The organism is Rubrivivax sp. JA1026 (genome assembly GCF_011065555.1).
GTDB classification, from domain to species: Bacteria; Pseudomonadota; Gammaproteobacteria; order Burkholderiales; family Burkholderiaceae_C; genus Rubrivivax; species Rubrivivax benzoatilyticus.
In genome coordinates this window covers 44,465-70,295 of record NZ_JAALCQ010000013.1, presented here as the reverse complement: position 1 = coordinate 70,295, position 25,831 = coordinate 44,465, and the positions used below count along the sequence as shown (strand labels likewise).

The 25,831-nt window shown below is 72.0% G+C and carries 25 protein-coding genes; 22 read left to right on the top strand and 3 right to left on the bottom strand.

Annotated features, from left to right (window positions below; all coding sequences use genetic code 11):
* Genes G5B56_RS19070 through G5B56_RS19035 form a run of 8 tightly spaced genes read left to right on the top strand, consistent with a single transcriptional unit; the run spans window position 1 to window position 7,858 of the window.
* A complete protein-coding gene (locus G5B56_RS19070) occupies window positions 1–699 on the top strand; it encodes an MBL fold metallo-hydrolase (RefSeq protein ID WP_164964248.1) in 699 nt (232 codons plus the stop codon).
* Entirely contained in the window at window positions 696–1,727 is a 1,032-nt protein-coding gene (locus G5B56_RS19065) for a 3-oxoacyl-ACP synthase III family protein (protein WP_164964247.1), read from the top strand. Before G5B56_RS19070 ends, G5B56_RS19065 begins: the two co-directional genes overlap by 4 nt.
* Window positions 1,724–2,923, top strand: coding sequence for an SDR family oxidoreductase (locus tag G5B56_RS19060; RefSeq protein WP_164964246.1), 1,200 nt, complete (start codon window positions 1,724–1,726; stop codon window positions 2,921–2,923). The genes G5B56_RS19065 and G5B56_RS19060 overlap by 4 nt, the downstream gene beginning before the upstream one ends.
* Window positions 2,920–4,698 (top strand): HAD family hydrolase, encoded by a 1,779-nt coding sequence (locus tag G5B56_RS19055; protein WP_164964245.1) that lies wholly within the window; start codon window positions 2,920–2,922, stop codon window positions 4,696–4,698. The genes G5B56_RS19060 and G5B56_RS19055 overlap by 4 nt, the downstream gene beginning before the upstream one ends.
* On the top strand, window positions 4,695–4,937 hold the full coding sequence (locus G5B56_RS19050; RefSeq protein ID WP_009857954.1) for an acyl carrier protein: 243 nt from the start codon (window positions 4,695–4,697) through the stop codon (window positions 4,935–4,937). The genes G5B56_RS19055 and G5B56_RS19050 overlap by 4 nt, the downstream gene beginning before the upstream one ends.
* Window positions 4,934–6,292 (top strand): fatty acid--CoA ligase family protein, encoded by a 1,359-nt coding sequence (locus tag G5B56_RS19045; protein ID WP_009857953.1) that lies wholly within the window; start codon window positions 4,934–4,936, stop codon window positions 6,290–6,292. Before G5B56_RS19050 ends, G5B56_RS19045 begins: the two co-directional genes overlap by 4 nt.
* A 31-nt stretch (window positions 6,293–6,323) precedes the next feature.
* A complete protein-coding gene (locus tag G5B56_RS19040) occupies window positions 6,324–6,743 on the top strand; it encodes an FdtA/QdtA family cupin domain-containing protein (RefSeq protein WP_009857952.1) in 420 nt (139 codons plus the stop codon).
* Window positions 6,740–7,858, top strand: coding sequence for a DegT/DnrJ/EryC1/StrS aminotransferase family protein (locus G5B56_RS19035; RefSeq protein ID WP_009857951.1), 1,119 nt, complete (start codon window positions 6,740–6,742; stop codon window positions 7,856–7,858). Before G5B56_RS19040 ends, G5B56_RS19035 begins: the two co-directional genes overlap by 4 nt.
* A 45-nt stretch (window positions 7,859–7,903) precedes the next feature.
* Here G5B56_RS19035 and G5B56_RS19030 read toward each other — a convergent pair whose 3' ends face one another.
* Complete coding sequence (locus G5B56_RS19030; protein WP_164964244.1) at window positions 7,904–9,412, bottom strand: hypothetical protein; 1,509 nt, start codon at window positions 9,410–9,412, stop codon at window positions 7,904–7,906.
* A gap of 78 nt (window positions 9,413–9,490) precedes the next feature.
* Window positions 9,491–11,425: a glycosyltransferase family 41 protein gene (locus G5B56_RS19025; RefSeq protein ID WP_164964243.1), complete on the bottom strand. Its 1,935-nt coding sequence runs from the start codon at window positions 11,423–11,425 to the stop codon at window positions 9,491–9,493.
* A gap of 438 nt (window positions 11,426–11,863) precedes the next feature.
* Between G5B56_RS19025 and G5B56_RS19020 the strand changes: the two genes are divergently transcribed.
* The 9 genes from G5B56_RS19020 to G5B56_RS18980 all read left to right on the top strand — a co-directional run bounded on the left by G5B56_RS19020 (window position 11,864) and on the right by G5B56_RS18980 (window position 19,947).
* Window positions 11,864–12,718, top strand: coding sequence for a flagellin (locus tag G5B56_RS19020; protein ID WP_009857948.1), 855 nt, complete (start codon window positions 11,864–11,866; stop codon window positions 12,716–12,718).
* Between the two features lie 166 nt (window positions 12,719–12,884).
* The gene (locus G5B56_RS19015; protein WP_009857947.1) at window positions 12,885–13,742 is read left to right on the top strand and encodes a flagellin; all 858 of its coding nucleotides are present in this window, start codon (window positions 12,885–12,887) and stop codon (window positions 13,740–13,742) included.
* A 160-nt stretch (window positions 13,743–13,902) separates the two neighbouring features.
* A complete protein-coding gene (fliD, locus tag G5B56_RS19010; protein ID WP_009857946.1) occupies window positions 13,903–15,339 on the top strand; it encodes a flagellar filament capping protein FliD in 1,437 nt (478 codons plus the stop codon).
* A gap of 200 nt (window positions 15,340–15,539) precedes the next feature.
* On the top strand, window positions 15,540–15,974 hold the full coding sequence (gene fliS, locus G5B56_RS19005) for a flagellar export chaperone FliS (protein WP_009857945.1): 435 nt from the start codon (window positions 15,540–15,542) through the stop codon (window positions 15,972–15,974).
* Between the two features lie 25 nt (window positions 15,975–15,999).
* Window positions 16,000–16,299: a flagellar protein FliT gene (locus G5B56_RS19000; RefSeq protein WP_009857944.1), complete on the top strand. Its 300-nt coding sequence runs from the start codon at window positions 16,000–16,002 to the stop codon at window positions 16,297–16,299.
* Between the two features lie 57 nt (window positions 16,300–16,356).
* A complete protein-coding gene (locus tag G5B56_RS18995) occupies window positions 16,357–17,115 on the top strand; it encodes a flagellar brake protein (RefSeq protein ID WP_029718834.1) in 759 nt (252 codons plus the stop codon).
* Entirely contained in the window at window positions 17,112–17,534 is a 423-nt protein-coding gene (locus tag G5B56_RS18990; RefSeq protein WP_164964242.1) for a type IV pilin protein, read from the top strand. The genes G5B56_RS18995 and G5B56_RS18990 overlap by 4 nt, the downstream gene beginning before the upstream one ends.
* On the top strand, window positions 17,531–18,025 hold the full coding sequence (locus tag G5B56_RS18985; protein ID WP_009857941.1) for a GspH/FimT family pseudopilin: 495 nt from the start codon (window positions 17,531–17,533) through the stop codon (window positions 18,023–18,025). The genes G5B56_RS18990 and G5B56_RS18985 overlap by 4 nt, the downstream gene beginning before the upstream one ends.
* Window positions 18,019–19,947 (top strand): bifunctional diguanylate cyclase/phosphodiesterase, encoded by a 1,929-nt coding sequence (locus tag G5B56_RS18980; RefSeq protein WP_029718835.1) that lies wholly within the window; start codon window positions 18,019–18,021, stop codon window positions 19,945–19,947. The genes G5B56_RS18985 and G5B56_RS18980 overlap by 7 nt, the downstream gene beginning before the upstream one ends.
* 172 nt (window positions 19,948–20,119) lie before the next feature.
* Here G5B56_RS18980 and fliE read toward each other — a convergent pair whose 3' ends face one another.
* Complete coding sequence (gene fliE / locus G5B56_RS18975) at window positions 20,120–20,449, bottom strand: flagellar hook-basal body complex protein FliE (protein ID WP_009857939.1); 330 nt, start codon at window positions 20,447–20,449, stop codon at window positions 20,120–20,122.
* 116 nt (window positions 20,450–20,565) lie between these two features.
* On the opposite strand from fliE, the gene fliF reads away from it, so the two are divergent.
* From fliF to fliJ, 5 genes are read left to right on the top strand one after another with little or no spacing between them, the layout of a single operon-like run.
* A complete protein-coding gene (gene fliF / locus G5B56_RS18970) occupies window positions 20,566–22,230 on the top strand; it encodes a flagellar basal-body MS-ring/collar protein FliF (RefSeq protein WP_009857938.1) in 1,665 nt (554 codons plus the stop codon).
* Window positions 22,231–22,254: 24 nt separating this feature from the next.
* Window positions 22,255–23,250 (top strand): flagellar motor switch protein FliG, encoded by a 996-nt coding sequence (gene fliG, locus G5B56_RS18965; protein WP_009857937.1) that lies wholly within the window; start codon window positions 22,255–22,257, stop codon window positions 23,248–23,250.
* Entirely contained in the window at window positions 23,234–23,959 is a 726-nt protein-coding gene (locus G5B56_RS18960; protein ID WP_164964241.1) for a FliH/SctL family protein, read from the top strand. Before fliG ends, G5B56_RS18960 begins: the two co-directional genes overlap by 17 nt.
* Entirely contained in the window at window positions 23,956–25,365 is a 1,410-nt protein-coding gene (fliI, locus tag G5B56_RS18955; protein WP_009857935.1) for a flagellar protein export ATPase FliI, read from the top strand. The genes G5B56_RS18960 and fliI overlap by 4 nt, the downstream gene beginning before the upstream one ends.
* A gap of 2 nt (window positions 25,366–25,367) precedes the next feature.
* A complete protein-coding gene (gene fliJ / locus G5B56_RS18950) occupies window positions 25,368–25,820 on the top strand; it encodes a flagellar export protein FliJ (RefSeq protein ID WP_164964240.1) in 453 nt (150 codons plus the stop codon).
* The last annotated feature ends 11 nt before the right edge of the window (window positions 25,821–25,831 follow it).

Sequence of the window (25,831 nt, the reverse complement as noted above, 5' to 3'; positions counted from 1 at the left end):
GTGAGCTTCGCCGTCGCGGTGGCGGGCTCGGCCGGCCGTGTCTGGACCCTGGCCAACGGGGTCTTCCCGTCCAACTGCTACCTGCACGCCACCGACGTGCCGGGCGAGTGCATCCTGGTCGATCCCGGCCTGGACGCCGAGCGCATCGAGCAGGCGCTGTCCGCGCTGGCGCTGACCCCGCGCGCCGTGGTCTGCACCCACGGCCACTTCGACCACGCCGGCTCGGCCGCCCACTTCCAGGAGCGCCACGGCTGCCCGGTCTACCTGCACGAGCGCGACCTGCGCACGCTCGGCGCGTCGAACTTCCTGCTGATGGCGTTCAGGATCCCGGCGCGCGTGCGCCAGCCCCGCCCCGAGCGGGTGGGCGACGGCACGCCGCCGCTGGACATCGGCGGGCTGGCCGTGCGCTGGCACCCGGTGCCCGGCCACACCCCCGGCAGCTGCGCGATCGAGATCGGCAAGGCGCTGTTCACCGGCGACACCCTGTACGCGCGCGGCGTCGGCCTGGCCGGCCTGCCGGGCGAGGACGCCACGCAGCTGCGCCGGTCCGTCCGGTCGATCCTGGACGGCTTTGACGACGACACGCTGATCCTGCCCGGCCACGGGGAGTCGGCCACGCTCGGCTGGATCCGCGACCACAACGACGCGCTGCGGGGCTTCCTGGAGCCCGCGCCCTGCACGCCCGCATCCTCATCATGAACACGAGCACCAGCACGCCCGGCGGCGTCGCCATCATCGGCGTCGGCCACCACCTTGCGGACCACGTGGAGAGCAACGAGGAGCTCTGCCGCGGCCTGGACGTCAGCCCCGAGTGGATCGTCGAGAAGACCGGCATCGTGCGCCGCCATCTGGCGGCCCCGGGCGACACGGCCAGCGCCTTCGCCGGCCAGGCCGCGCGGCGCGCGCTGGCGATGGCCGGCATCGACGCGTCGGAGGTGGACATCATCATCGCCTGCACCTTCTCGGGCGACTACCTCTTCCCGCCGCTGTCGGCCAAGCTGCACCAGGACCTGGGCGCCAAGGGGGCCCAGGTCTACGACCTGCAGGCCAACTGCAGCGGCGTCGTGTCCGGGCTCACGGCGGCCTCCGACCGCATGTTCCGCGACCCGTCGGTGCGCCACGCGCTGGTCGTCGGCGTCGAGCTGTGCTCGCGCTACGTCGACCGCGGCGACGTCAACACCGCGATCTACCTGAGCGACGGCGCCGGCGCCGTCGTGCTCGGCCGCTGCGACGCCGCGCACGGCATCCTGTCCTCGGCGTTCTTCACCGACAGCTCCAACTACGAGTCGGTGCGCCTGCGTGGCGGCGGCTCGAGCTTCCCGTCGCTCGGCCGCGAGCGCGACCCCTCGGTCGACGCGATGGAGATGAACGGCCTGGCGACCTGGAAGCAGGCGATCACGCACCTGCCGACGGTGATCCGCAACGCCTGCGACAAGGCCGGCACGAGCCCCCGGGACGTCGACTTCTTCGTCTTCCACCAGGCCAACCTGCGGCTGATCGAGTACATCGTGCGCAAGATGGGCGCCGGGCTGGAGCGCACCTACACCAACGTGCAGGAGATCGGGAACACCGGCTCGGCGTCGATCGCGATCGCGCTCAGCGAGGCCGTGCACAAGGGCCTGCTGAAGCCGAACGACCTGCTGGTGCTGGCCGGCGTCGGCGCGGGCTTCAACTTCGCGGCCAGCCTCTGGCGCTGGCTGCCCCGCCACCTGGAGACGGCGTCATGAGCGCGTTCCTCGATTTCGACACGCTGAAGGTCGGCGACTGCCGGCAGCTGGTCAAGACCATCACCGAAGAGGACATCCGCCGCTTCGTCGAGCTGACCGGCGACGACAACCCGCTGCACGTCGACCGCGCGTTCGCCCGCGAGACGGCGTTCAAGGACATCGTCGTGCACGGGATGCTCGGCGCCTCGTTCATCTCGACGGTGATCGGCACCAAGCTGCCCGGCCCCGGCGCGCTGTGGGTGAGCCAGGCGATGGAGTTCCTGCTGCCGGTGCGGCTGGGCGACGAGCTGACGGTGACCTGCACGGTGCTGAAGAAGCACGAGCGCGAGCGCCTGCTGGAGCTGGAGACGCGCATCGTCAACCAGCACGGGCAGGCGGTGCTGCAGGGCCAGGGCAAGGTGAAGATGCTGCTGCAGCGCCCGGCCGCCGCGGCCGCGCGCCCGCGCGGCGAACCGAGCCGCGTCGCGCTGGTGACCGGCGGCGCCGGCGGCATCGGCGAGGCGATCTGCCGCCGCCTCGCGCAGGACGGCCACGCCGTCGTGATCAACTACCAGGGCAGCCGCGAGCGCGCGAACGCGATCGCCGCCGACATCGTCGCCGCCGGCGGCCGGGCGCTGGCGGTGCAGGCCGACGTCTCCGACGCCGCCGGCGTCGAGCACCTGCTGGCGCAGGCGCGACGCCACTACGGCACGGTCGGCGTGCTGGTCAACAACGCCTCGCCGCGCATCCAGGCCAAGGCGCTGGCCGACACCGACTGGACCGACCTGCAGCACCACCTCGACGTGCAGGTCAAGGGCGCGTTCCTGCTGAGCAAGCTCTGCGCCGCCGACATGGCCGCCGACGGCGCCGGCCGCATCGTCAACATCACCTCGCAGGTGACCGAGGGCACGCCGGCGCTGCACTGGACCGCCTACGCGGTGGCCAAGGCGGCGCTGGCGATGCTGTCGCGCAACCTGGCGGCCGAGCTCGGCCCGCGCGGCGTGACGGTCAACTGCGTCGCCCCCGGCATGACCGAGACCGGCCTGATCGGCGACATCGCCGAGAAGCAGCAGCTGATGATCGCGCGGCAGACGCCGCTGCGCCGCCTGGCCGTGCCGGAGGACGTCGCCGCGGCCGTGGCCTATCTGGTGTCCGACGACGCCCGCCACGTCACGGGGCACACCCTGGACGTCAACGGCGGCATGGTGATGTCGTGAGCGACGCCGCGGCCTTCATCGAGCTGCTGCGCACGCCCGGCACGACGCTGGCGCGAACCATCGCCGCCGTCGACGGGCTGGAGAGGCTCGAGCCCGCCCGGCGCGTCACGCGCATCGGCATCTCCTCGAACGTCAGCGCCGACCTGCTGGCGCTGTTCCTGCGCAAGCACGCGCTGCTCGCCGGCGCGCGGGCCGAGCTGCAGGTCGGCCACCACGACGACGCCCTGGGCGACGTCGAGCGCTTCGTGCAGGCCGGCGTCGAGCACATGGTGCTGCTGCCGTTCTTCGACAACCTGCTGCCCGCCTTCGAGCGCCAGATCGAGCTGCTGGAACCCGAGGCCATCGACGCCCGGGAGGCCGACCTGCGCGCCCGCCTGCGGCTGGTGTTCGAGAAGGCCGGCAGGCTCAAGCGGCTCTACGCCTGCAGCTTCGTGCGCTGCACGCCGGCCGTCGACACCGGGGCGCCGGACGCGGTGGCACGGGTGCTCGACCGGTTCAACGACATGCTGCGCCACGAGGCGGCGGCGTTCGCGAACGTGCGCGTCATCGACACCGGCGCCGTCGTCCAGCGCATCGGCACCGCGGCCGCCTTCGACATGCGCTTCTACCTGCGCAGCACGGCGCCCTTCGCCACGCCCTTCCTCGACGAGCTGGCGCGGCGCATCGTCGCCGCGGCGCGCGGCTTCGACGCCCACTTCTACAAGGCGCTGGTGCTGGACTGCGACAACACGCTGTGGGGCGGCATCGTCGGCGAGGACCAGCTCGACGGCATCCGGCTCGACCCGCACCACTACCCCGGCCGCGTGTTCTGGCAGGCGCAGCAGACCTTCCGCGCCCTCGAGCGGCAGGGCGTGCTGCTGTGCCTGTGCAGCAAGAACAACGCGGCCGACGTCGACGAGGTGCTCGATCGCCACCCGTTCGCCGTGCTGCGCCGCGAGCACATCGCCGCGCGCCGCGTCGACTGGACCGACAAGGTCAGCAACCTGCAGTCGATCGCGCGCGAGCTCAACATCGGCCTGGACAGCATGGTGTTCGTCGACGACTCGGACTTCGAGTGCAGCGCGGTGCGCAGCGCCCTGCCCGAGCTGCGGGTGATGCAGGTGCCCAAGTCGCTGACCGACTACCCGCGCCTGCTCGACGAGCTGCGCGAGCTGTTCCTGGCCGGCGGCGTCACCGCCGAGAGCCGCTCCAAGACCGCGCAGTACCGGCAGCGCGAACAGGCCGAGGCGGCGCGCGCGGACTTCGAGACGCACGAGCAGTACCTCGCCTCGCTGGACCTGCAGGTGCGGATCTCGCGCGACGACGTGGCCAGCGTCGCCCGCATCAGCGAGCTGACGCTCAAGTCCAACCAGTTCAACCTCACCACGCCGCGGCTGTCGCCGGCGCAGGTCCGCGAACGCATCGACAGCCCGGCGTCGACGGTGTACGCGCTGGAGGTCGGCGACCGCTTCGGCAACGCCGGCCTGACCGGCGTCGTGCTGGTCTCGTGGGAGGCCGAGACGGCCCGGATCGAGGCCTTCCTGATGAGCTGCCGCGTCATCGGCCGCGGCATCGAGTTCAGCATCTGGCCGGCGCTGGCCGACGACGCGCGGCGGCGCGGCTGCCGCTTCATCGCCGCCGAGTACCGCCCGAGCGCGAAGAACGCCCAGGTGGCCGACTTCTACGACCGGCTCGGCCTGACACGGGTCGGCGAGGACGACGGCACGCGCCGCTACCGCGCCGAGCTCGACCGCTTCAACCCCTCTCCCATCGACTGGATCAAGGTCTGCCCATGACAACCGAAGACACGCTGAAGAACGTGATGGCCGCCGTGCTGGGCATCGCGGCGGAGTCGATCGACGACGACACCAGCATGGACACCGTGGCGACGTGGGACTCCATCCAGCACATGAACCTGGTGCTGGCGATCGAGGAGGAGTTCGGCGTCGGCATCCCCGACGAGGACGCGGCGAACATCACCTCCTACCCGCTGATCCGGCTGGTGCTGCTCGAGCAGCTGAAGGACCGGCCGTGACGCTGGACTGGCTGCTCGAGCGCTTCGCCGGCGCGCCCGACGGGCTCGCCTTCGTGCACGAGGGCCGCTCGGTGCGCTACGGCGAGCTGCTGCGGCAGGTGGCCGCGTTCGAGCAGCGCCTGGCCCGCGAGGGCGTGCACGCCGGGCAGCGCGTCGTCGTGCTCGGCGACTACACGCCCGAGGCCTTCGCCCTGCTGCTGGCGCTGGCGCGCAACGGCAACGTCGTCATCCCGCTGACGCGCGAGTCGGTCGTCGAGCTGTCGGCCGCGCTGTCGGTCTCGGGCTGCGAGTGGATCTTCGAGTTCGCCGCCGGCGCCGTGGAGCCGACGCTGACCTGGTCGCCGGTCGAGGTCGACAACACGACGATGCGCGAGTTCATCGCCGGCGGCGCACCGGGCCTGGTGTTCTTCTCGTCGGGCTCGACCGGCCGGCCCAAGGGCATCCTGCACGACCTCGGCCGCGTGGCGGGCAAGTTCGTGAAGCCGCGCTCGCCGGTGGTGGCCGTGCCGTTCCTGATGTTCGACCACTTCGGCGGCTTCAACACCATCCTGGCCATCACCTCGAGCCTGGGCACGGTGGTCAGCGTCGCCGAGCGCAGCGTCGCCAGCGTCTGCGCGGCGATCGAGACGTACCGCGTCACGCTGCTGCCGACCACGCCCTCGTTCCTGAACCTGCTGCTGGCGGCCCGGGCGCACGAGGCCTACGACCTGTCGTCGCTGCAGCGCATCAGCTACGGCACCGAGGTCATGCCGCAGGCCACGCTGGACCGCCTGGCCCGCGCGCTGCCGAACGTCGTGCTGCAGCAGACCTACGGCCTGTCCGAGGTGGGCGTGCTGGCGTCCAAGTCGCGCGGCGACGGCTCGCTGTGGATGCGCATCGGCGGCGAGGGCTTCGAGACCAAGGTCGTCGACGGCATCCTGTGGATCCGGTCCGAGTACTCGATGGTCGGCTACCTCAACGCGGCGTCGAACTTCGACGCCGACGGATGGTTCAACACCCAGGACAAGGTCGAGGTCGACGGCGACTACTTCCGCATCCTCGGCCGCGTGACCGACCTGATCAACGTCGGCGGGCAGAAGGTCTACCCGACCGAGATCGAGGAGGTCATCATGACGCTGCCGAACATCGTCGACGTCGCCGTCTTCGCCGAGGCCAACCCGCTGCTGGGCCAGATGATCGTGGCCCGGGTGGTGCTGGCGCAGCCGGAGCCGGTGGACGGCGTGAAGAGCCGCATCCGCCAGGCCTGCCGGGCGGCGCTGGCGGCCTACAAGGTGCCGGCCAAGGTGGTGATCGCGACCGAACCGATCCACACCGCACGCCACAAGAAGAGCCGCCGGGCCGACCCGGCCCGCTGAGCGCCCCGTCGTCGCCCCACCGGGAGGACCCATGCCTCTATCTGACTGCAAGCTGATCTCGCTGCCGAAGGTCCAGGACCCGCGCGGCAACCTGACCTTCATCGAGGGCCAGAGCCACGTCCCGTTCGAGATCAAGCGTGTCTTCTACCTCTACGACATCCCCACCGGCGAGGACCGCGGGGCGCACGCGCACAAGGAGCTGCACCAGTTCCTGATCTGCCTGTCCGGGAGTTTCGACGTCTCGCTCGACGACGGCGTGTCCAAGCAGGTGGTCCACCTCAACCGGCCCTGGATCGGCCTGCACATCCCGCCGATGATCTGGGCGTCGGAGATCAACTTCGACCCCGGTTCGGTCTGCCTGGTGCTGGCCTCGACGCCGTACAACGAGGCCGACTACTACCGCGACTACCAACAGTTCCTGGACGCGGTCCGGCGCCAGCGCACGTCATGACCAAGTTCCTCGACCTCGGCACGATCAACCTGCGCCAGCGGCAGGCGTTCCACGACGCGCTGGACCGGGTGCTGGACTCGGGCTGGTACGTGCTCGGGCAGGAAGTCGAATCCTTCGAGCGGGAGTTCGCCGCGCTGTGCGGCGCGCGCCACTGCGTCGGCGTCGGCAACGGCCTGGACGCGCTGATCCTGGTGCTGCGCGCCTGGGGCATCGGCCCCGGCGACGAGGTGATCGTGCCGGCCAACACCTACATCGCGACCTGGCTGGCCGTGACGCACACCGGCGCGACGCCGGTCCCCGTCGAGCCGACGGCCGGCGGCTACAACCTCGACCCGGCGCTGCTGCGCCCGGCCATCACCGCCCGGACCCGCGCCATCCTCCCGGTGCACCTGTACGGCGAACCCGCCGACATGGACCCGATCATGGCGATCGCGAAGGCGCACGGACTGAAGGTGCTCGAGGACGCGGCCCAGGCCCACGGCGCGCGGCGGCAAGGCCGCCGGGTCGGCACGCTGGGCGACGCCGCGGGGTTCAGCTTCTACCCCGGCAAGAACCTCGGGGCGCTGGGCGACGGCGGGGCCGTGACGACCGACGACGACGCGCTGGCGGACCGGCTGCGCACGCTGCGCAACTACGGCTCGCGGCTCAAGTACCACAACGAGGTCGCCGGCTTCAACTCGAGGCTCGACGAGCTCCAGGCCGCCTTCCTGCGGGCCAAGCTGCCGCTGCTCGACGGCGACAACGCGCACCGCCGCGAGATCGCCGGCTGCTACCTGGACGGGCTGCGCGGACTCCCCGGCCTGGAGCTGCCCGCCGCGGCGGCCGGGACCGAGCCGGTCTGGCATCTGTTCGTCGTGCGCCATGCGCGGCGCGACGCGCTGGCGGCGCGGCTGGCCGCTGCGGGCATCGGCACGATGATCCACTACCCGGTGGCGCCGCACCTGCAGCCGGCCTACGCCCACCTGGGGCTGGCGGCCGGGCGCTTCCCGCGTTCCGAGGCCCTGCACGCGCAGGTGCTGAGCCTGCCGATCGGGCCGACGCAGGATCTGGCGCAGACCCGCGAGGTCATCGCCGTGCTGCGCCGCGCCTGCACCGAGCTCGACGCGGCGGCCTGAGCCCGGCACGGCGACCGGGGCGGCGCGAGCGCCGCCCCGCGGGGCTCACGACGACGCGGGACCTTCGCCGGCCGCTGCGGGCGCGACCGGCTCGTCGTCCGGCAGGTGCACCCCGGCGGCCATCGTCAGCGCGACCATGCGCTCGCGCGGCGTCGTCCGGATCTTGCGCAGCACCACGCGCATGAACGCCGCCTGCTCGCGCTGGCAGGGCTGGACCTTGGCGTCCAGCCAGCTCGACGCGGCGACCTCGAAGCGGTGGTCGACCCAGCCCAGATACCAGAACCAGTCGGTGTAGTAGATCCACGAGTTCTCGTTCATCGCGCGCACGTGCGTCGGGTCCTGCCAGGCGGTCAGGGCGCGCTCGTGCGGCACCTCGATGTGGAACTCGCCGCCCTCCTTCAGCAGGCGCAGGCAGTTGCTCATCAGCGCCGGCAGGTCGCCGACGTGCTCGAGCACGTTGTTCGCGTCGATGCGATCGACGCTGTCGGCGGCCAGCACCAGCGGCCCGACGGTGGGCGAGTCGGCGTGCAGCGGCAGCTCCAGCGCGCCGGACAGGTCCAGCAGCAGGTCGGGCTCGGCCCGCGCGAGCACGTCGACGTTGAGCCAGCCGGGCCGGTAGTCCTTGCCGGAGCCGATGTGGATGCGCTCCGGCGCCCAGGGCTCGGCCGGGCGGCACTCGTGGTGGGTGCCGACGAAACCCTCGGCGAAACCCAGCGCGGCGGCGTAGGCGCCCAGCGGATCGGCCGCCTCGAAACGCTGCAGCGCCGCGCGCGTGACGTCGTAGTAGGCCGGCGTCGCGAAGTCCTCGCTGAAGAACTGGACGAGCTCGTTCTCGTCCTGCAGCCAGATCACGCAGTCCTCGAAGGCCTCGTCGGGCCGGGTGTCCGGGGTGCGTTCGGAGATCACCGGCGTGCCCAGCGACAGGCAGTGGGCGACGCGGACCTGCTCGAAGCGGGCGCTGTCGTAGAAGTGGCAGTTCAGCACCGCCTTGGCCTGGCGGATGTAGTGGTCGCGCTCCTCGCCGTAGAGCGCGCTGTCGAACACCGTCACCGTCCAGCCCAGGGCCTCGATGCGGTCGATCATCGCCTTGCGGCGGTCGTTCATGCTGCCGAAGAACAGCAGGTCGATCGGCCGCTCCTCGAGCGGCAGCGGCACCGCCGGCGCGAGATAGGGCGCGTGCCAGAACGGCACCACCGGCACCTCGTCGGGAACCTGCGCGTAGGCGGCGACGTTGTCGGCGTCGTAGTCGACGACGGCGTTGGCGGCGAGCAGCTTCAGGTACTCCGGGCGCACCGAGGCGCCGCGGTCGCCGAGCTGCTCGAGGTTGACGAACACGCAGGCATGGCGGCGGCACAGCGAGGCGTCGAAGCCCAGGTGCGCACCGAAGACGAAGTTCACCGCGTCGTGGCGCAGCCGGTTCTTGGCGATGCTGACCTCGGCGCCGAGGCGGCGGAACTGCCAGCGGAAGTAGCGCGCCGGATCGAGCAGGCCCAGCGAGTGCACGTAGCCCAGCGGCTGGCAGATGCTCAGGTGAATCTTGGGAGGCAGGCTCATGGGCGCCTTTCAGGCCGGATCGGGGGCCGTTCGGAGGTCGACAGACGGGGGAAGACGAAGCCGGGCACGCGGCGCCGTTCAGCGCCGGCCCTCGGGGGCCGTCGCGGGCAGCGCCTGCGGCGGCAGGCCCTGGCGCTCGCGCTCGGCCATGCGCAGCAGCAGCGCGTCGAAGTCGGCGGCGTAGCGCGCGGTGTCGAACAGCGGCAGCGTCAGCCGCCGCTCGCGCAGGTGGCGCTGCAGCGCCTGCAGCCGCGAGCGGTCGCGGGCCAGGCCGACGGCCAGGTCCACGTAGGCGTCGCCGTCGCCGCAGACGAGCTCGTCGAGCTCGCAGGCGTGCAGCAGGCTCGCCGCCACGCGCGACGCGAAGGTCTGCCCCGGCACGGTCAGCACCGGCACGCCGGCCCACAGCGCCTCGCTGGCGGTGGTGTGGGCGTTGCAGGGCCAGGTGTCGAGGAACAGGTCGGCACACTGCAGCCGCGCGAGGTGGTCTTCGATCGACACGCGCTTGCCGAAGACCACGCGCTCGCGCGCGATGCCGCGCGCCGCCAGCTCGGCGAGCAGGTTGCGCGGCGCCTGCCCGTTCCACTCCAGCAGCCACAGCACGCTGTCGGGCACCTGCGCCAGGATGCGCGCCCACAGGTCGAGCATCGCGGGGTTGAGCTTGTAGCTCTGGTTGAAGCAGCAGAACACCGTGGCGCCCTCGGGCAGCCCTTCCTCGCGGCGCGACGGGCACGGCGGCAGGACGCGGTTGCGGTCGTTGGGCTGGTAGGACCACGGCAGCTGCGCGATCTTCTCGCTGAAGTGCGGCGCGTGCTCGAGCGGCGTCACGACGGGGTCGCCGATGACGTAGTCGATGAAGTCCGCCCCGGTGGTGCCGGGGTAGCCCAGGAAGGCCACCTGCACCGGCGCCGGGCGGTGCGCGAGGACGGCGTAGCGCGTGTCCGCGGTGTGGCCCTTGAGGTCGACCGCGATGTCCACGCCGTCGGCGTGCATGCGCTGGGCGATCTGCTGGTCGGTCATGCTGTTGACGTCGACGAAGCGGTCGCAGGCCGCGATGACCCGCGCGCGCAGCGCCGACTGGTCGTCCGGGCTGTGGGAGTAGACCAGCACCTCGAAGCGCTCGCGGTCGCAGCGCTCGAAGAACTCGGCCATCAGCACGGCAGTGGCGTGCGAGCAGATGTCGGCCGTCAGGTAGCCGACGCGCAGGCGGCCCTCGGTGCGCACGCGCCGCCGCGGCAGCGGCGCAACGCCGCGCGCGTAGGTGGCCGAGCACAGGCGGGCGGCGTGCAGCTGCTCCTGCGGGCTGCAGTCCAGCGCCAGCAGCGGGAACACCGACAGCAGCTGCGGCGTGTCCAGGCCGATGCGGTTGAGCGCTTCGCGCAGCTGCGCGGTCTCGTCGGCGCGGCGGCTCCACTCGCAGGCGTTGCCGCTCTCGTGCGTCAGGATCGTCAGCGCCAGCGCGCGCACCGCGCCTTCGTCGAGCACGGCGGCGGTGCGCATGCACTCCGCGGCCTGCTCCGGCATGCGCAGCGCCTTGAACGCCAGGCCCATGCGGTAGTGCTCGAGCGCCGCATCCATCTTGAGCGACAGCGCGCGGAAGTAGGCCTCGATGGCCTCGTGGTGGCGCCCGGCGCGGAACAGCGCGTAGCCGTGCGTCGAGTGATAGGCGTGGTCGCGCACGACGCCGGCCGGCGCCGCGTCCAGGCAGGCCGCGGCATCGGCATAGCGGTGCAGCGCGGACAGGCACTGGGCGGCGGTCAGCGCGGTGATGGTGTCGTAGCCGCGGGTGCTCTTCGTGACCGCGTTGAAGGCCTGGATCGCGGCGTCGTTCTGGCCGAGCTGCAGCCGGGCGCGGCCCAGGTTGAGCCAGTACAGCGCGTCGCCGGGCGCCAGCCGGGCGGCGCGCTCGAACTCCTCCGCCGCACGCTGCCAGCGCCCGACCTTCACGGCGGCGGCACCGGCCTGCCAGTGCGTGCGGGCACGGTGATCTGAACCAGCTGTGGCATTTTTCATGGTCTGTCGGACTCCAAGCGCGGGCAGGCCGCGCACACCGCGACCCCGGCTGCACTGTAGGCAGACGCGCGTGGGCACCGTCGACGGATAAGCGCCGCCTTCCCGGGCCATCTCGCACGAGGGCGCGGGCCGCGACGGCACTCGCGGTGCGCGGCGCCGGCGGCGGCGGCGGCGAAGGGTTTCGCAACGACTCGCTAAAGTTTTTCCGCGGCGCTTCGATAACACCCCCAACGGGTCCGACAACGAATCCGTGGTCCGGCCAGAAGCCCGATCGACGCCTCCCGCAAGGAAGGCCACGAGAAGGGGACTGGCGTCGGGCGGTGGCCTCGAAGGCGCGAGCCGGATGAGGTCAGTGCAACACGTGACGCCCGAGGCGGCTTGCGCGAGCGGAGAGTTTCCGCCGTGCGCCCGGGTCGCCGACAGTCTTAGGAGCCCTCAATGCCTGCCACCATCAACACCAACATTGCCTCGCTGAACGCGCAGCGCAACCTGACCACCTCGCAGTCGTCGCTGGCCACCTCGATGGCCCGGCTGTCGTCCGGTCTGCGCGTCAACTCCGCGAAGGACGACGCCGCCGGCCTCGCCATCGCCGAGCGCATGAACGCCCAGATCAAGGGCATGAACGTCGCCGTGCGCAATGCCAACGACGGCATCTCCTGGGCGCAGACCGCCGAAGGCGCGCTGGCCAAGGTCGGCGACTCGCTGCAGCGCATGCGTGAACTGGCGGTGCAGTCGCGCAACGCCACCAACACGGCCAAGGACCAGGACTCCCTGCAGAAGGAATTCCTGGAGCTGCAGAACGAAGTCAAGCGCGTGCTCGGCGGCACCACCTTCAACGAGCAGAAGATCTTCGGCCAGACCTCGGACCTGACCTTCCAGGTCGGCGCCAACACCAGCGGTGACGACGTGGTGACGGTCAAGCAGGCCGCCGCCTTCAGCGCCAACGCCGACATCGGCGCGGTGACCTCCACCGCCGCCATCATCGGCACCAGCGGCTCGGTCACGAGCGCCGCGGACCTGAAGACCGTCATCGACAACATCGACAAGGCGATCAACACGGTCAACAACGAGCGCTCGATGTGGGGTGCGACGCAGAACCGCTTCGAGGCCGTGATCTCGAACCTGCAGGTCAGCATCGAGAACCAGTCGGCCGCCCGCAGCCGCATCATGGATGCCGACTTCGCCTCGGAGACGGCCAACATGAGCCGCGCGCAGATCCTGCAGCAGGCCGGCAACGCGATGGTCGCGCAGGCCAACCAGCTGCCCCAGCAGGTCCTGAGCCTGCTGCGCTGATCGCAGCCCGGGCCCGGCGCGCGTCGAAGCGGCGCGCCCCGGACACCGCCCCGCAAGCCGCGCCCACCCGGGCGCGGCTTTTCTTTTGGCGCGTCTTTCCTGCCCTTTTCGCGCTTTTGCCGCCCGCGGCCCTCCGGACAATGCAGCCATCGAAGGAGAGCCGCACATGCCTCAGACCATCAACACCAACCTGGCCTCGCTGAACGCCCAGCGCAGCCTCAGCGCCTCCCAGGGCTCGCTGGCGACGTCGATGGCGCGCCTGTCGTCGGGTCTGCGCGTGAACTCCGCGAAGGACGATGCGGCCGGCCTGGCGATCGCCGAACGGATGAACGCCCAGGTGCGCGGCATGAACGTCGCGATCCGCAACGCCAACGACGGCATCTCCTACGCCCAGGTGGCCGAAGGTGCGCTGGCCAAGATCGGCGACTCGCTGCAGCGCATGCGCGAACTCGCCGTGCAGTCGCGCAACTCGACCAACACGGCCAAGGACCAGGACTCGCTGCAGAAGGAATTCTTCGAGCTGCAGACCGAGGTCAAGCGTGTGCTCGGCGGCACCACCTTCAACGAGAAGCCGGTCTTCGGCCAGACCACGGACATGTCGTTCCAGGTCGGCCCGAACACGACCGACGACGACGTCGTCACCGTCAGGATCGCCGCCGCCTTCAGCGCCAACGCCGACCTCGGCGCGGTGACGACCACCAGCTCGGTGATCGGCACCTCCGGCGCGCTGACCAGCGCCGCCGACCTGAAGACCGTCATCGACAACATCGACAAGGCGCTCAACACGGTCAACAACGAACGCGCGATGTGGGGTGCGACCCAGAACCGCTTCGAGGCCGTGATCTCCAACCTGCAGATCAGCGTCGAGAACCAGTCGGCCGCGCGCAGCCGCATCATGGATGCCGACTTCGCTGCCGAAACGGCCAACATGAGCCGCGCGCAGATCCTGCAGCAGGCCGGCAACGCGATGGTCGCGCAGGCCAACCAGCTGCCCCAGCAGGTGCTGAGCCTGCTGCAGCGCTGACGCGACCCCCCTTCGCCGGGACCACCGGCAAGCCTTCCTTCCACGCCGCTCCGGGGCCGTCAGCCACGGCGCGGCGTGACGCCTTGCGCGAAACGGCGCAGCGCAGGCTCAAGTTCGGCGCGTGCGCGCCGAAGGCGAGACGAGACTCCAAGGAATCGACATGGCGACCATTTCCTCCACCGGCCTGGGCAGCGGCATCAACGTCGAGGCGGTGGTCACGCAGCTGATGTCGGTCGAGAAGCGGCCGCTGAACCTGCTGCAGCAGGCGAACTCGACGCTCAACACCCGGCTGTCGGCGGTCGGCAAGCTCACGAGCTACACCTCGGAGATGCGCGACGCGGCCAACGCGCTGTCGTCGGTGCTGCTGTGGAAGCAGACCGCGGCGACGAGCAGCGACAGCGCCGCCGTCGGCGTCAGCTCCGCCGGCGGGGCCGTGGCCGGCAGCTACGCCATCGGGGTGCAGCAGCTCGCCAGCACGCAGACCGTCGCGAGCCAGCGCTTCGCGGCGTCGGACACCGTCGTCGGCACCGGCACGCTGAAGATCGAGCTCGGCAGCTGGACCGGCGAACCGACGCCGACCGGCTTCTCCGCCAAGAGCGAGGTCACGGTGACCATCGGCGAAGAGGACAACACGCTCGAGAAGATCCGCGACAAGATCAACGCCGCCGGCGCCGGCGTCACCGCGACCATCGTCACCGACTCGCAGGGCGCGCGCCTGGCGCTGCGCTCGGCGAGCACCGGCGCCGAGAGCGCGTTCCGCGTCACCGCGACCGAGACCGCCGACGACGGCAGCACCACGACCGGCCTGTCGACGCTGGGCTTCAGCGCCGTCGGCGCCAGCGCGATGACGCGCACCCAGACCGCCGCCGACGCCGTGGCGACGATCAACGGCATCCAGGTCACCTCGGCGAGCAACAAGCTCGAGAACGTCGCCGAAGGGCTGACGCTGACGCTGAACAAGACCACGACGAGCGCCGTCGAGGTGAAGGTCAACGCCGACGACGAGGCCGTGACCAAGGCCGTCGACACCTTCGTGAAGGCCTTCAACCAGCTCGCCAGCTACATCGCCGAGCAGACCAAGTACGACGCCGACACCAAGAAGGGCGGCACGCTGCAGGGCGACCGCACGACGGTGTCGCTGCAGTCCCAGCTGCGCAACGTCATCAACGAAGGCAGCAGCGCGTCGTCGGTCTACGGCCGCCTGTCCGACGTCGGCATCTCGATGGGCGCCAACGGCCAGCTCTCGGTCGACAGCACCAAGCTGAAGAACGCGCTGACGAGCCAGCGCGAGGAACTGCGCAAGGTCTTCGCCGAGGACGCCGACACCACCGCCGGCTCCGGTTTCATGGACCGCTTCCGCGACCTGGGCAACGCGGTGCTCGGCAGCGAGGGGCTGCTGACGACGCGCACCTCCGGCATCCAGTCGCAGATCAAGCAGAACGAGAAGAGCCAGGACGCGTTCGAGGTCCGGCTGGCCCTGGCCGAGGCGCGCCTGCGCCGCCAGTACCAGGCGCTGGACACCAGCATGACGACGCTGTCGGGGCTGTCGAGCTACGTCACGCAGCAGCTCGCCGCGCTGAACAAGTCGAGCAGCTGAGCGGCCGCCGCCGCCGCACCCGCGCCACGGCCCCAGGCGCCCGCGACCGCGGGGCCTGGGGCCGATGTCCTTTCAGGGGGCGATGCCGGCGCCGGCGGTCGCCGGAAAAGCCGGGTCAGGACCGCCGTTTCCGGCTCAAGTCCCGCCAGCCCACGCCGATAAATCCATCACTTTCCGCTGAATCGACGCACATCCCCACCATGTTCGCCTCCGCCTCCGCGTTCGCCCGCCCGCAGCAGTTCGCCCACGCCTACCACCGTGTCGGCGCCGAGACGGCGATCAGCACGGCCTCGCCGCACCAGCTCGTCGCGCTGCTGTACCAGGGTTTCCAGGACGCGATCGCCCAGGCCCGCGGCGCGATGCGCGCCGGCGAGATCGAGCGCAAGAACCGCGCGATCAAGCATGCGCTGTCCATCGTCGACGAAGGCCTGCGCGCCTGCCTGGACCTCGAGTCCGGCGGCCAGCTGGCCAAGGATCTGCACGCGCTGTACGGCTACATCGAGCTGCGCCTGACCCACGCCAACCTGCGCAACGACGAAGCCGTGCTCGACGAATGCCAGCGCCTGATGCAGCCGCTGCAGGACGCCTGGAACGCCATCGGCGACAAGGTCGGCGGCCAGCCCGGACGAGGCTGAACCGGCGCCACCACGAGGACCCGCGATGAACACCGACCTCCTGAAGTACTACGAGGCCATCGAGCAGGCCAGCGCCGACATGCTGTCGGCGGCCAAGGCCGGCAACTGGGACGAGGTCGTCAAGCTCGAGGGCGCCTGCGTGCTGCTGATCAGCCAGCTCAAGCACGCCGCACGCGAGGCCAGCCTGGACGCCGAGGCGGCCAAGGCCAAGTCGCGCATCATGCAGCGCATCCTGATCAACGACGCCGAGATCCGGCACCTCGCCGAGCCCTGGCTGCAGGATCTCGACGACACGCTGGCAGGGCGCCAGAAAACCCTGCACTAGCCGTCCGGCCGACGCCGCCCTCGGGCGGCGTTCGCCGTTCACGAAAGAGCCATGGCCATGTTCGAGGACACCCGCCCCGCCGACCTGGACGCCGGCGGCACGATCGACCGCTGGGCCGAGTTCCGCGTCGATCACCCGCGCGAGCTGCAGGCGCTGCTGCGCCAGATCTGCGAGAGCAGCGCCACGGTGCACCTGAACGCGCCCGACGGCATCGGGCTGACGACCACGCTGTGGTCGGTGGACGCGGCCTCGGGGCGGCTGTCGTTCAGCGCCGACGAAGGCCTGCCGGGGCTGCAGGCGCTGGTCGACGCCGACGAGGCGACGGCCGTGGCCTATCTCGACAGCGTCAAGCTGCAGTTCGAGCTGCAGGGCCTGCTGCTGGTGCGCGGCCCGCGCGCCTGCGCGCTGCAGGCCCAGATGCCGCGCGCGCTCTACCGCTTCCAGCGCCGCGGCGCCTACCGCGTGCGGCCGCACGGCCGCCAGGCGCCCACGGCACGGCTGCGCCATCCGGCCATCCCCGAGATGTCGCTGGCGCTGCGCCTGATCGACATCAGCGCCGGCGGCTGCGCGCTGCTGCTGCCGCACGACGTCCCGCCGATGCCGCCGGGCATCGAGCTGGCCGGCGTGCAGATCGAGCTCGATCTCGAGACCCGCTTCGTCACCAAGCTGTCGCTGCGCCACGTCACCGCCCTGCCCGCCGACGGCCAGGGCCTGCGCCTGGGCTGCGAATGGCTGTCGCTGCCGGCCGGCGGAGAACGCCTGCTGCAGCGCTGGATCGACCTCTCGCAGCGCCGCCGCCGGCTGATGTCGCTGTGAACCCGCCCGCCACCGGCCGCCGCGCGCGCGGCTTCAGCCTCGTCGACGTGATGTCCGCCTGCGCCGTGACGGCCATCGTCGCCGGCCTGGCGGTGCCGAGCTGGCAGGGCAGCCTGGTGAAGACGCGCCGCGCCGACGCGGTGCAGGCGCTGACGCGGCTGCAGGCCGCGCAGGAGGGCTACCGCGACCGCCACGGCCGTTACGCCGACGACGTCGCGGCGCTGCGCCTGCCCGGCGTCAGCGAGGCCGGCCACTACGCGCTGGCGCTCGAGCGCGAGGCCGACGGCCGCTACCTCGCCAGCGCCACGCCGGTGGCCGGCGGCCCGCAGGCCGGCGATCACGACTGCCCGGCGCTGACGCTGGCCGTGGACAGCGGCTTTGCCCGCCAGGGCCCGACCCGCCGCTGCTGGAACCGATGAAGCGCCCCGCCCTCGGCCTCACGCTGCTCGAAGCGATGATCGCGCTGGCGATCGTGGCGCTGCTCGCCTCGCTGGCCGTGCCGTCCTTCGGCAGCGCCGCCGAGCGCGCCCGCCTGCGCATGGCCGCCGAGACGCTGGCCGCCGACCTCGGCGAAGCCCGTTTCGAGGCCGCGCGCCGCGGCCAGCCGCTGCACCTGGACGTGCACGCCGGCGCCGACTGGTGCTGGGCCATCGCCACCGACAGCGGCTGCGGCTGCGGCAGCGAGCGCGGCTGCCAGCTCAAGACCGAGCGGGCCGCCGACCACCGCGGCATCCGGCTGCTGGACGCCGCGCCGGCGCGGCTGGAAGCCGACGGCGAGGCCCAGGCCCAGCCCCGGCCGGCGGTGTTCGAGTCCTCGCGCGGCGAGCGGCTGCAGGTCTCGCTGTCGCCGCTGGGCCGGGCCCGCATCTGCGCACCGGCGGGTGTCGTGTCCGGCTACGCCGCATGCTGACGCCGCAGCGCCCGGCCGGCGTCCGCTTCTCGCTCGCCCGGGCCCTGGTGATCTGGGGCGCGGTGATCCTGGCGGCGATCGTGCTCGTGGCGCTGCGGCTGCACGAGGTCGCCGAACGCCACCTCGAGGAGGAGGCGCTGCGCACCGCGCGCGGCTGGGCGCTGCAGGTCGGCCGCGTCGTGCCGCAGCCGGCCAGCCTGTTCGGGCCGGCGCCGGCGCCGCGTGCGCTGCTGCCGCTGGCCGGCCTGCGCGGCACGACCGCCGTCTACGCCTTCCGCCTGCACGCCCCCGACGGCCGCGTCACGCTGGCCTCCGAGGGCCTGCCGGCGGCGCCGGCGGCGCTGGCCACGGCCCGTGTGCTCGACCTGGTGACCGGCCGCAGCACCCACGTCGTCGAGCTCCAGCGCCAGCCCGACACGCGCTCGGCCGTGCATGCCGACGTCTGGCTGCCGGTGCAGGGCGACGGCGTGCTGCTGGGCGTGGCCCAGGTCCGCGTCGACCTCGACGAGAGCGCCGCGGTGACGACCCGCTCGGCCGTGCGCGCCGCCAGCGCCACCTTCGCCGGGCTGCTGGGCGTGGGCCTGGCCGGCCTGCTGCTGTGGCGCGCCTACGCACGCGCCGAACGCAGCGCCCGCGCGCGCATCGACTACCTCGACCAGCACGACCCGCTGACCGGCGCGCTCAACCGCGAGAGCTTCGTCGCCGCGCTGCGCCGCGCCGCCGCCCGCCGCGCCGGCCACAGCGCCGTGCTGTGCATGGACCTGGACCGCTTCCGCGAATTCAACGAGTGGCTGGGCCGCGGTGCCGGCGACTCGCTGCTGCGCCAGGTGGCCGCGCGGCTGCGCGCCACGGTGCGCAGCGGCGACCTCGTCGCACGCCTGGGCAGCGACGAGTTCGCGGTGCTCGCCGACACCGGCGACGCCGAGGCGCTGGCGACGCTGGCCCAGCGCATCGTCGAGGCGCTGCGCCAGCCCTACGACGTCGGCGGCCGGCGCTGCGAGATCGGCGCGAGCATCGGCATCGCGCTGCACGGCGTCGACAGCCGCGAGGCCGACCGGCTGCTGCAGCAGGCCGACCTGGCGCTGGCACGCGCCAAGGCCGACGGGCGCGGCACCTTCCGCTTCTACGACGCGCGGCTGGACGACGAGCTGCAGCGCCGCCGACGCCTGGGCGCCGAGCTGCGCGACGCGCTCGCCGCCGACGCGCTGGTGCTGCACTTCCAGCCGCTGATGGATGCCGCCAGCGGCCGCATCGTCGGCTACGAGGCGCTGGCGCGCTGGCCGCACGCCGAGCGCGGCTGGGTGCCGCCGGCGAGCTTCATTCCGCTGGCCGAGCAGACCGGGCTGATCGAGGATCTCGGCGCCTGGGTGCTGCGCGCGGCCTGCCGCGAAGCCGCACGCTGGCCGGCACCGCTGTCGGTGGCCGTCAACCTGAGTCCGGCGCAGTTCCGCCGCGACGGCGGCATCGCCGAGGTCGTCGCCGAGGCGCTGCGCGACTCGGGCCTGGCGCCCGAGCGGCTGGAGCTGGAGATCACCGAGTCGCTGCTGATGGCGCGCACCGAGCCCGTGCTGCGCGCGCTGCGCGAGCTGCGCGGCCTGGGCGTGAGCATCGCGATGGACGACTTCGGCACCGGCTATTCCAGCCTGGCGCACCTGTGGCGCTTCCCGCTGGACCGCGTCAAGCTCGACCGCGAGTTCACCCACAGCCTGGCCGACGACGCCAAGGTCGGCGTCATCGTCGGCTCGGTCGTCTCGATGGCCCACGCCCTGGGCATGCACGTCACGGCCGAAGGCGTCGAGACCGAAGCCCAGCGCCAGGCCCTGGCCGCCCACGGCTGCGACGTCCTGCAAGGCTTCCTGCTCGGCCGCCCCCAGCCCGCCGACCGCCTGCCCCACCAGAGCGCAGACACAGCACTGGTCTGACCCGCGAACAAAGAAAAGCGGCCCGGCCGGCCGCGTCAAGCTGACGCCACGGCCGGGCTCCGCCCGACGCACGCACAAGGCCCACCCAGCGGACGCCGCGGATCCGGCTCCGCCGGTCCGCTGGCGTCGCCCCCCCCTCGGGGGGGGAGCGCGCGAGCGCTCCGGGGGGGCCCTACACCTGCATGTTCATGATTTCGGTGTAGGCGCTGACCAGCCGGTTGCGCACCTGCACCGTCGCCTGGAAACCCAGCTGCGCCTTCTGCATCGCGACCATCGTCTCCTCGAGGCTGACGGTCGGGTTGTCCAGCGCCACCTCGCGCTGCAGGCGTTGCGCCTCCAGCTGGTTGCGGCTCGCGTCCTGCAGCGCCTCGGCCATCGCCGAGCGGAAGCTGCCGCCCTGGGCCGGCGCCTCGGTCTTGCCGACCAGGGGCGTGCCGTCGGGCCGCAGCCCTGCGCGGGCCACCGCCTGGTTGAAGTCGAAGGGCTTGAGTTTGAGTTCCATGGTGCCGATGACGCACTGTAGAGGCGGCGTCCCCGGTCCTAAGGCGCGAACAGGCGAGTGTTTGCCGGTTTTCTTGTGCCACCGGAAAGCCCGGCGGCAGCGAAGAATGCCCAGCCATGGAGACTGCCGTCGTTGCGCAACCCCCGCTCGTGCCCGAGACGCCGCCCGGATTCGTGGCGCGCCTGACGGCGCTGCCGATGAAGACCAAGGTGATGGCCGGGGCCGGCCTCGCCGCGCTGCTGGCGATCGTCGTCGTGCTGGCGCTGTCGCTGAAGCAGGACGACTACCGCGTGCTCTTCGCCAACGTCGGCGAGAAGGACGGCGGCGCCATCGTCGAGAAGCTGGCGCAGATGAACGTGCCCTACCGCTTCAGCGAAGGCGGCGGCACGATCATGGTGCCGGCCAGCCAGGTCTACGACCTGCGCCTGAAGCTCAGCGCCGCCGGCCTGCCCAAGGGCTCGATCACCGGCTACGAGCTGCTCGACAAGACGGCCTTCGGCCAGACCCAGGGCCAGGAACGCATCAACCTGCAGCGTGCGCTCGAAGGCGAGCTCACGCGCACCATCCAGACCCTGTCGTCGGTGGAGACGGCGCGCGTGCACCTGGCGCTGCCCAACCAGAACGGTTTCTTCCGCGAGCAGCAGAAGCCCTCGGCCTCGGTCGTGCTGACGCTGCGCCCGGGCCACACGCTGGACCGCGCCCAGCTCGCCGGCATCGTGCACCTGGTGTCCTCCAGCGTGCCCGAGCTGAGCGCCAAGGCGGTCAGCGTGCTCGACGGCGACGGCAGCCTGCTGTCCAGCCAGGACAACGCCTCGCAGGGCCTGGACACCCAGCAGCTGCAGTACGTGCGCGAGGTCGAGGCGACCTACCTGCGCCGCGTCAACGACCTGCTCGAGCCGGTGCTCGGCCGCGACAACCTGCGCGCCACCGTCACCGCCGAGGTCGACTTCTCGCAGACCGAGCAGACCTCCGAGGAGTTCAAGCCCAACCAGGGCGACAACCCGGCCGCGGTGCGTGCCTCACGCGTGTCCGAATCCACCCGCCCGGGCGCCAACGTGCCCAGCGGCGTGCCCGGCGCGGTCAGCAACCAGCCGCCGGTGCCGGCCTCGGCGCCGATCAACGGCCCGGCGCAGGCCCTGCAGGCGGCCAACGGCGGCGCCGCCGGCGGCAACGCCCAGCGCGACGCCGAGACGCGCTACGAGGTCGACAAGACGGTGCGCGTGATCCGCGGCGCCACCGGCACGGTGCGCCGGATCAACGCCGCCGTCGTCGTCAACCACCGCAACGGCGTCGACGCCAAGGGCAAGCCGACGAGCACGCCGCTGTCGCAGGAGGAGCTGGACAAGCTCACCGCGCTGGTCGAGCAGGGCATCGGCTTCAGCAAGGAGCGCGGCGACTCGGTGCGGGTCGTCAACGCCCCGTTCCGCGTCGAGAAGGCGCCCGAGGCCGAGGAAGTGCCGATCTGGCAGCAGCCTTGGGTGCTGGACCTGCTGCGCAGCGGCGCGACGCCGGCGGCGCTGGTGCTCGTCGCGCTGATCGTCGTCTTCACGCTGATCCGCCCGGCGATCAAGGCCGCCGCGGCCAAGCCCGAGCCGATCAAGGGCGAGACCGTCGACGAGCTCGTCGACGGCGGCGCGGCGCTGCCCGGCCCCGACCAGCTGCCGGCGCTGGAGGCCCCGCGCTCCAACGACAAGCTCGAAGCCGCGCGCAAGCTGGCGCGCGAGAACCCGGCCGCCGTCGCGAACATCGTGCGCGGCTGGGTCAGCGGCGAAGCCGCCTGACGGGAGGATCCGATGGCCGCGCCGATGGACGACGAAGGGCTGGAAGACGCCGCGATCCTGCTGATGTCGCTGGGCGAGGAGGAGGCCGCCGAGGTCTTCAAGCACCTCGCCCCGAAGGAAGTGCAGCGCCTGGGCGAGACGATCGCCAAGATGAAGGCCGTGCCGCGCGAGCGTGTCGACACCATCCTGGAGAAGTTCACCGAGGTTGCCGAGCGCGAGCACATCCTCGTGCCCGACACCGACGAGTACGTGAAGTCGGTGCTGCGCAAGGCGCTCGGCGAGGACAAGGCGGCGCTGCTGATCGACCGCATCCTGCAGGGCAGCGACGTCACCGGCATCGAGAGCCTGAAGTGGATGGACGCCAGCTCGGTGGCCGAGCTGCTGCGCCACGAGCACCCGCAGATCGTCGCCGCGATCCTGGTGCACCTGGAGTTCGACCAGGCCGCCGAGGTGCTCAAGCAGTTCGTCGAGCGCCAGAGGAACGAGGTGCTGGTGCGCATCGCGACACTCGACGGCATCCAGCCGGCGGCGCTGAAGGACCTCAACGAGGTCATGAGCAAGGTGCTCGCCGGCGGCGACCGCATGAAGAAGAGCACGCTCGGCGGCGTCAAGGCCGCCGCCGAGATCCTGAACATGCTGGGCAGCTCGGCCGAGACCTCGGTGCTGGACTTCGTGCGCGAGACCGACAACGAGCTGGCGCAGAAGATCATGGACAACATGTTCACCTTCGACGACCTGGAGAAGATCGACGACAAGGGCATCCAGGCGCTGCTGCGCGAGGTGCAGTCGGAGTCGCTGATCGTCGCGCTCAAGGGCGCCACGCCGGGCCTGCGCGAGAAGATCTTCAAGAACATGTCCACGCGCGCCGCCGAGACGCTGCGCGAGGACCTCGAGTCCCGCGGCCCGGTGCGCCTGTCCGAGGTCGAGGCCGAACAGAAGGAGATGCTCAAGACCGTCCGCCGCCTGGCCGACGAAGGGCAGATCATGCTGAGCACGGGTGGCGATGAGCAGTTCCTCTAAACACGGTTTCCGCAACGTCCCGCCGCCGCAGGGCAGCAAGCCGGCGAGCGCCTACACGCGTTTCATCCCGCGCGAGGAGCTCGGCGACTTCGCCGCCTGGAAGCCCGGCTCGTTCCACGGCGAACCCGAACCCGAGGCGCCGCCGCCCGAGCCGGCCGCCCCGCCCGAGCCGACGCCCGAGGAGTGGCTGGCGAAGATCGCCGCCGCGCGCCAGGCCGGCTACCAGGACGGCTACCGCGACGGCCTGGTCGCGCTCGAGGGATTCAAGCAGAGCTTCGCCTCGCAGGCCACGGCCCAGGTGGGCGCCGTCGTCGACAGCTTCAACGCCCAGTTCGACCGGCTCGACGCCGAGATCGCGACGGCCGTCGCGCGCACCGCGGTGCAGCTGGCGCGCCAGGTGCTGCGCAGCGAGCTGCAGGCCGACCCGTCGCTGGTGGCGCGTGTCGCCGCCGAGGCCGTCAACAACGTGCTGCTGAGCGCGCGCCACATCACCGTGCGCGTGCACCCGAACGACCTGCCGCTGGTCGCCGAGGGCGCCGAGGAGGCGCTGACCGCGCGCGGCGCGCGGCTGCTGGCCGACGACGGCATCGAGCGCGGCGGCGTGCTCGTCGACTCCGACGTCGGCTCGATCGACGCGCGCATCGCCTCGCGCTGGGCGCAGGCCGCCGCGGCGATGGGCAGCGACGAGCCCTGGGAGCCGACGCCGTGACCCCGGTGGCCGACACCCGCGCGCGCAAGTGGTCGCGCTTCCTGCAGGACATCCAGGACTACGCCAGCGCGCCGCAGCCGCTGGAGGCCGTGGGCACGCTGCTGCGTGTCACCGGCCTGGTGCTCGAGGCCGCCGGCGTGCGCGTGCCGGTCGGCTCGATCTGCGAGATCCGCCAGCCCGGGCAGCCGCCGGTGCTGGCCGAGGTCGTCGGCTTCAACGGCGACCGCGCCTTCCTGATGCCCACCGGCGACCTGCACGGCCTGGCCAGCGGCGCGCGTGTCATCCCGCGCCCGGCGCCGCGCGTGCCGCCGCGTTTCGGCGTCGAGAACCACCCCTGGCGGCGCAGCGAGGACCGCGGCCTGCACCTGCCGATGGGCGACGGCCTGCTCGGCCGCGTCGTCGACTCGCACGGCCATCCGATGGACCGCGGCGGCCCGATCGCCGACGCCCACGCGCAGCCGATGATCCGCCGCCCGATCAACGCCATGGACCGCGACCCGGTGCGGCGCGCGCTGGACACCGGCGTGCGCTCGATCAACGCGCTGCTGACCGTCGGCCGCGGCCAGCGGCTGGGCCTGTTCGCCGGCACCGGCGTCGGCAAGTCGGTGCTGCTGGGCATGATGGCGCGCTACACCGCCGCCGACGTCATCGTCGTCGGCCTGATCGGCGAGCGCGGCCGCGAGGTCAAGGAGTTCATCGAGGACATCCTCGGCGAGGACGGCCTGCGCCGCAGCGTCGTCGTCGCCGCGCCGGCCGACGCGCCGCCGCTGGTGCGCATGCAGGGCGCGAGCTACGCCACCGCGATCGCCGAGCACTTCCGCGACCGCGGCCAGCACGTGCTGCTGCTGATGGACAGCCTGACGCGCTACGCGATGGCGCAGCGCGAGATCGCGCTGGCCATCGGCGAGCCGCCGGCCACCAAGGGCTACCCGCCCAGCGTCTTCGCCAAGCTGCCGCAGCTCGTCGAGCGCAGCGGCAACGGCCTCAACGGCGTCGGCTCGATCACCGCCTTCTACACCGTGCTGACCGAGGGCGACGACCCGCAGGACCCGATCGCCGACGCGGCGCGCGGCATCCTCGACGGCCACATCGTGCTGTCGCGCGAGCTCGCCGAGTCGGGCCACTACCCGGCGATCGACGTCGAGCGTTCGGTCTCGCGCGTGATGAGCTCGGTGGCGCCGAAGGAGCACCTGCTCGCCGCGCGCAAGCTGCGCCAGCTGCTGGCCAAGTACAACAAGGCGCGCGACCTGATCCAGCTCGGCGCCTACGCCCCCGGCCACGACGCCGAGCTCGACACCGCGGTGCGCCTGCACGGCCAGATCGTCGCGCTGCTGCAGCAGGACATGCGCGAACGCGCCGACCTCGAGTCCAGCCGCCAGGAACTCCTCCACCTCGTCGGGACCTGACCATGAGCGCCCTGCCCACCCTGCTCGAACACGCCGAGTCCGAGCGCGACCAGATCCAGGCCGCGGTCCAGCGCGCCGAGGAGCACGCGCGCCGCGCCCAGGCCCAGGCCGACCAGCTCGACGGCTACCGCGGCGAGTACCAGCAGCGCTGGGCGAGCCAGTTCCGCCAGCTCGGCGCGGTCGAGATCCTGCACTGCTACCGCAGCTTCGGCGACCGCATCGACGAGGCCCTGGTGCAGCAGCAGCAGCAGATCGAGACCGCGAAGGCCAACGTCGAGCGGCTGCGCCAGCGGCTCGTCGCCGCCGAGATGCGCGTCGCCTCGGTGCGCAAGCTGATCGAGCGCCGCGAGCTCGAGCAGCAGCGTGTGCAGGCCCGCCGCGACCAGCGCCAGACCGACGAGACCGCGCAGCAGATCCGCTGGCGCGCCAGCCAGGCCGAAGCCGCCCGGCACTAGACATCCGCCAC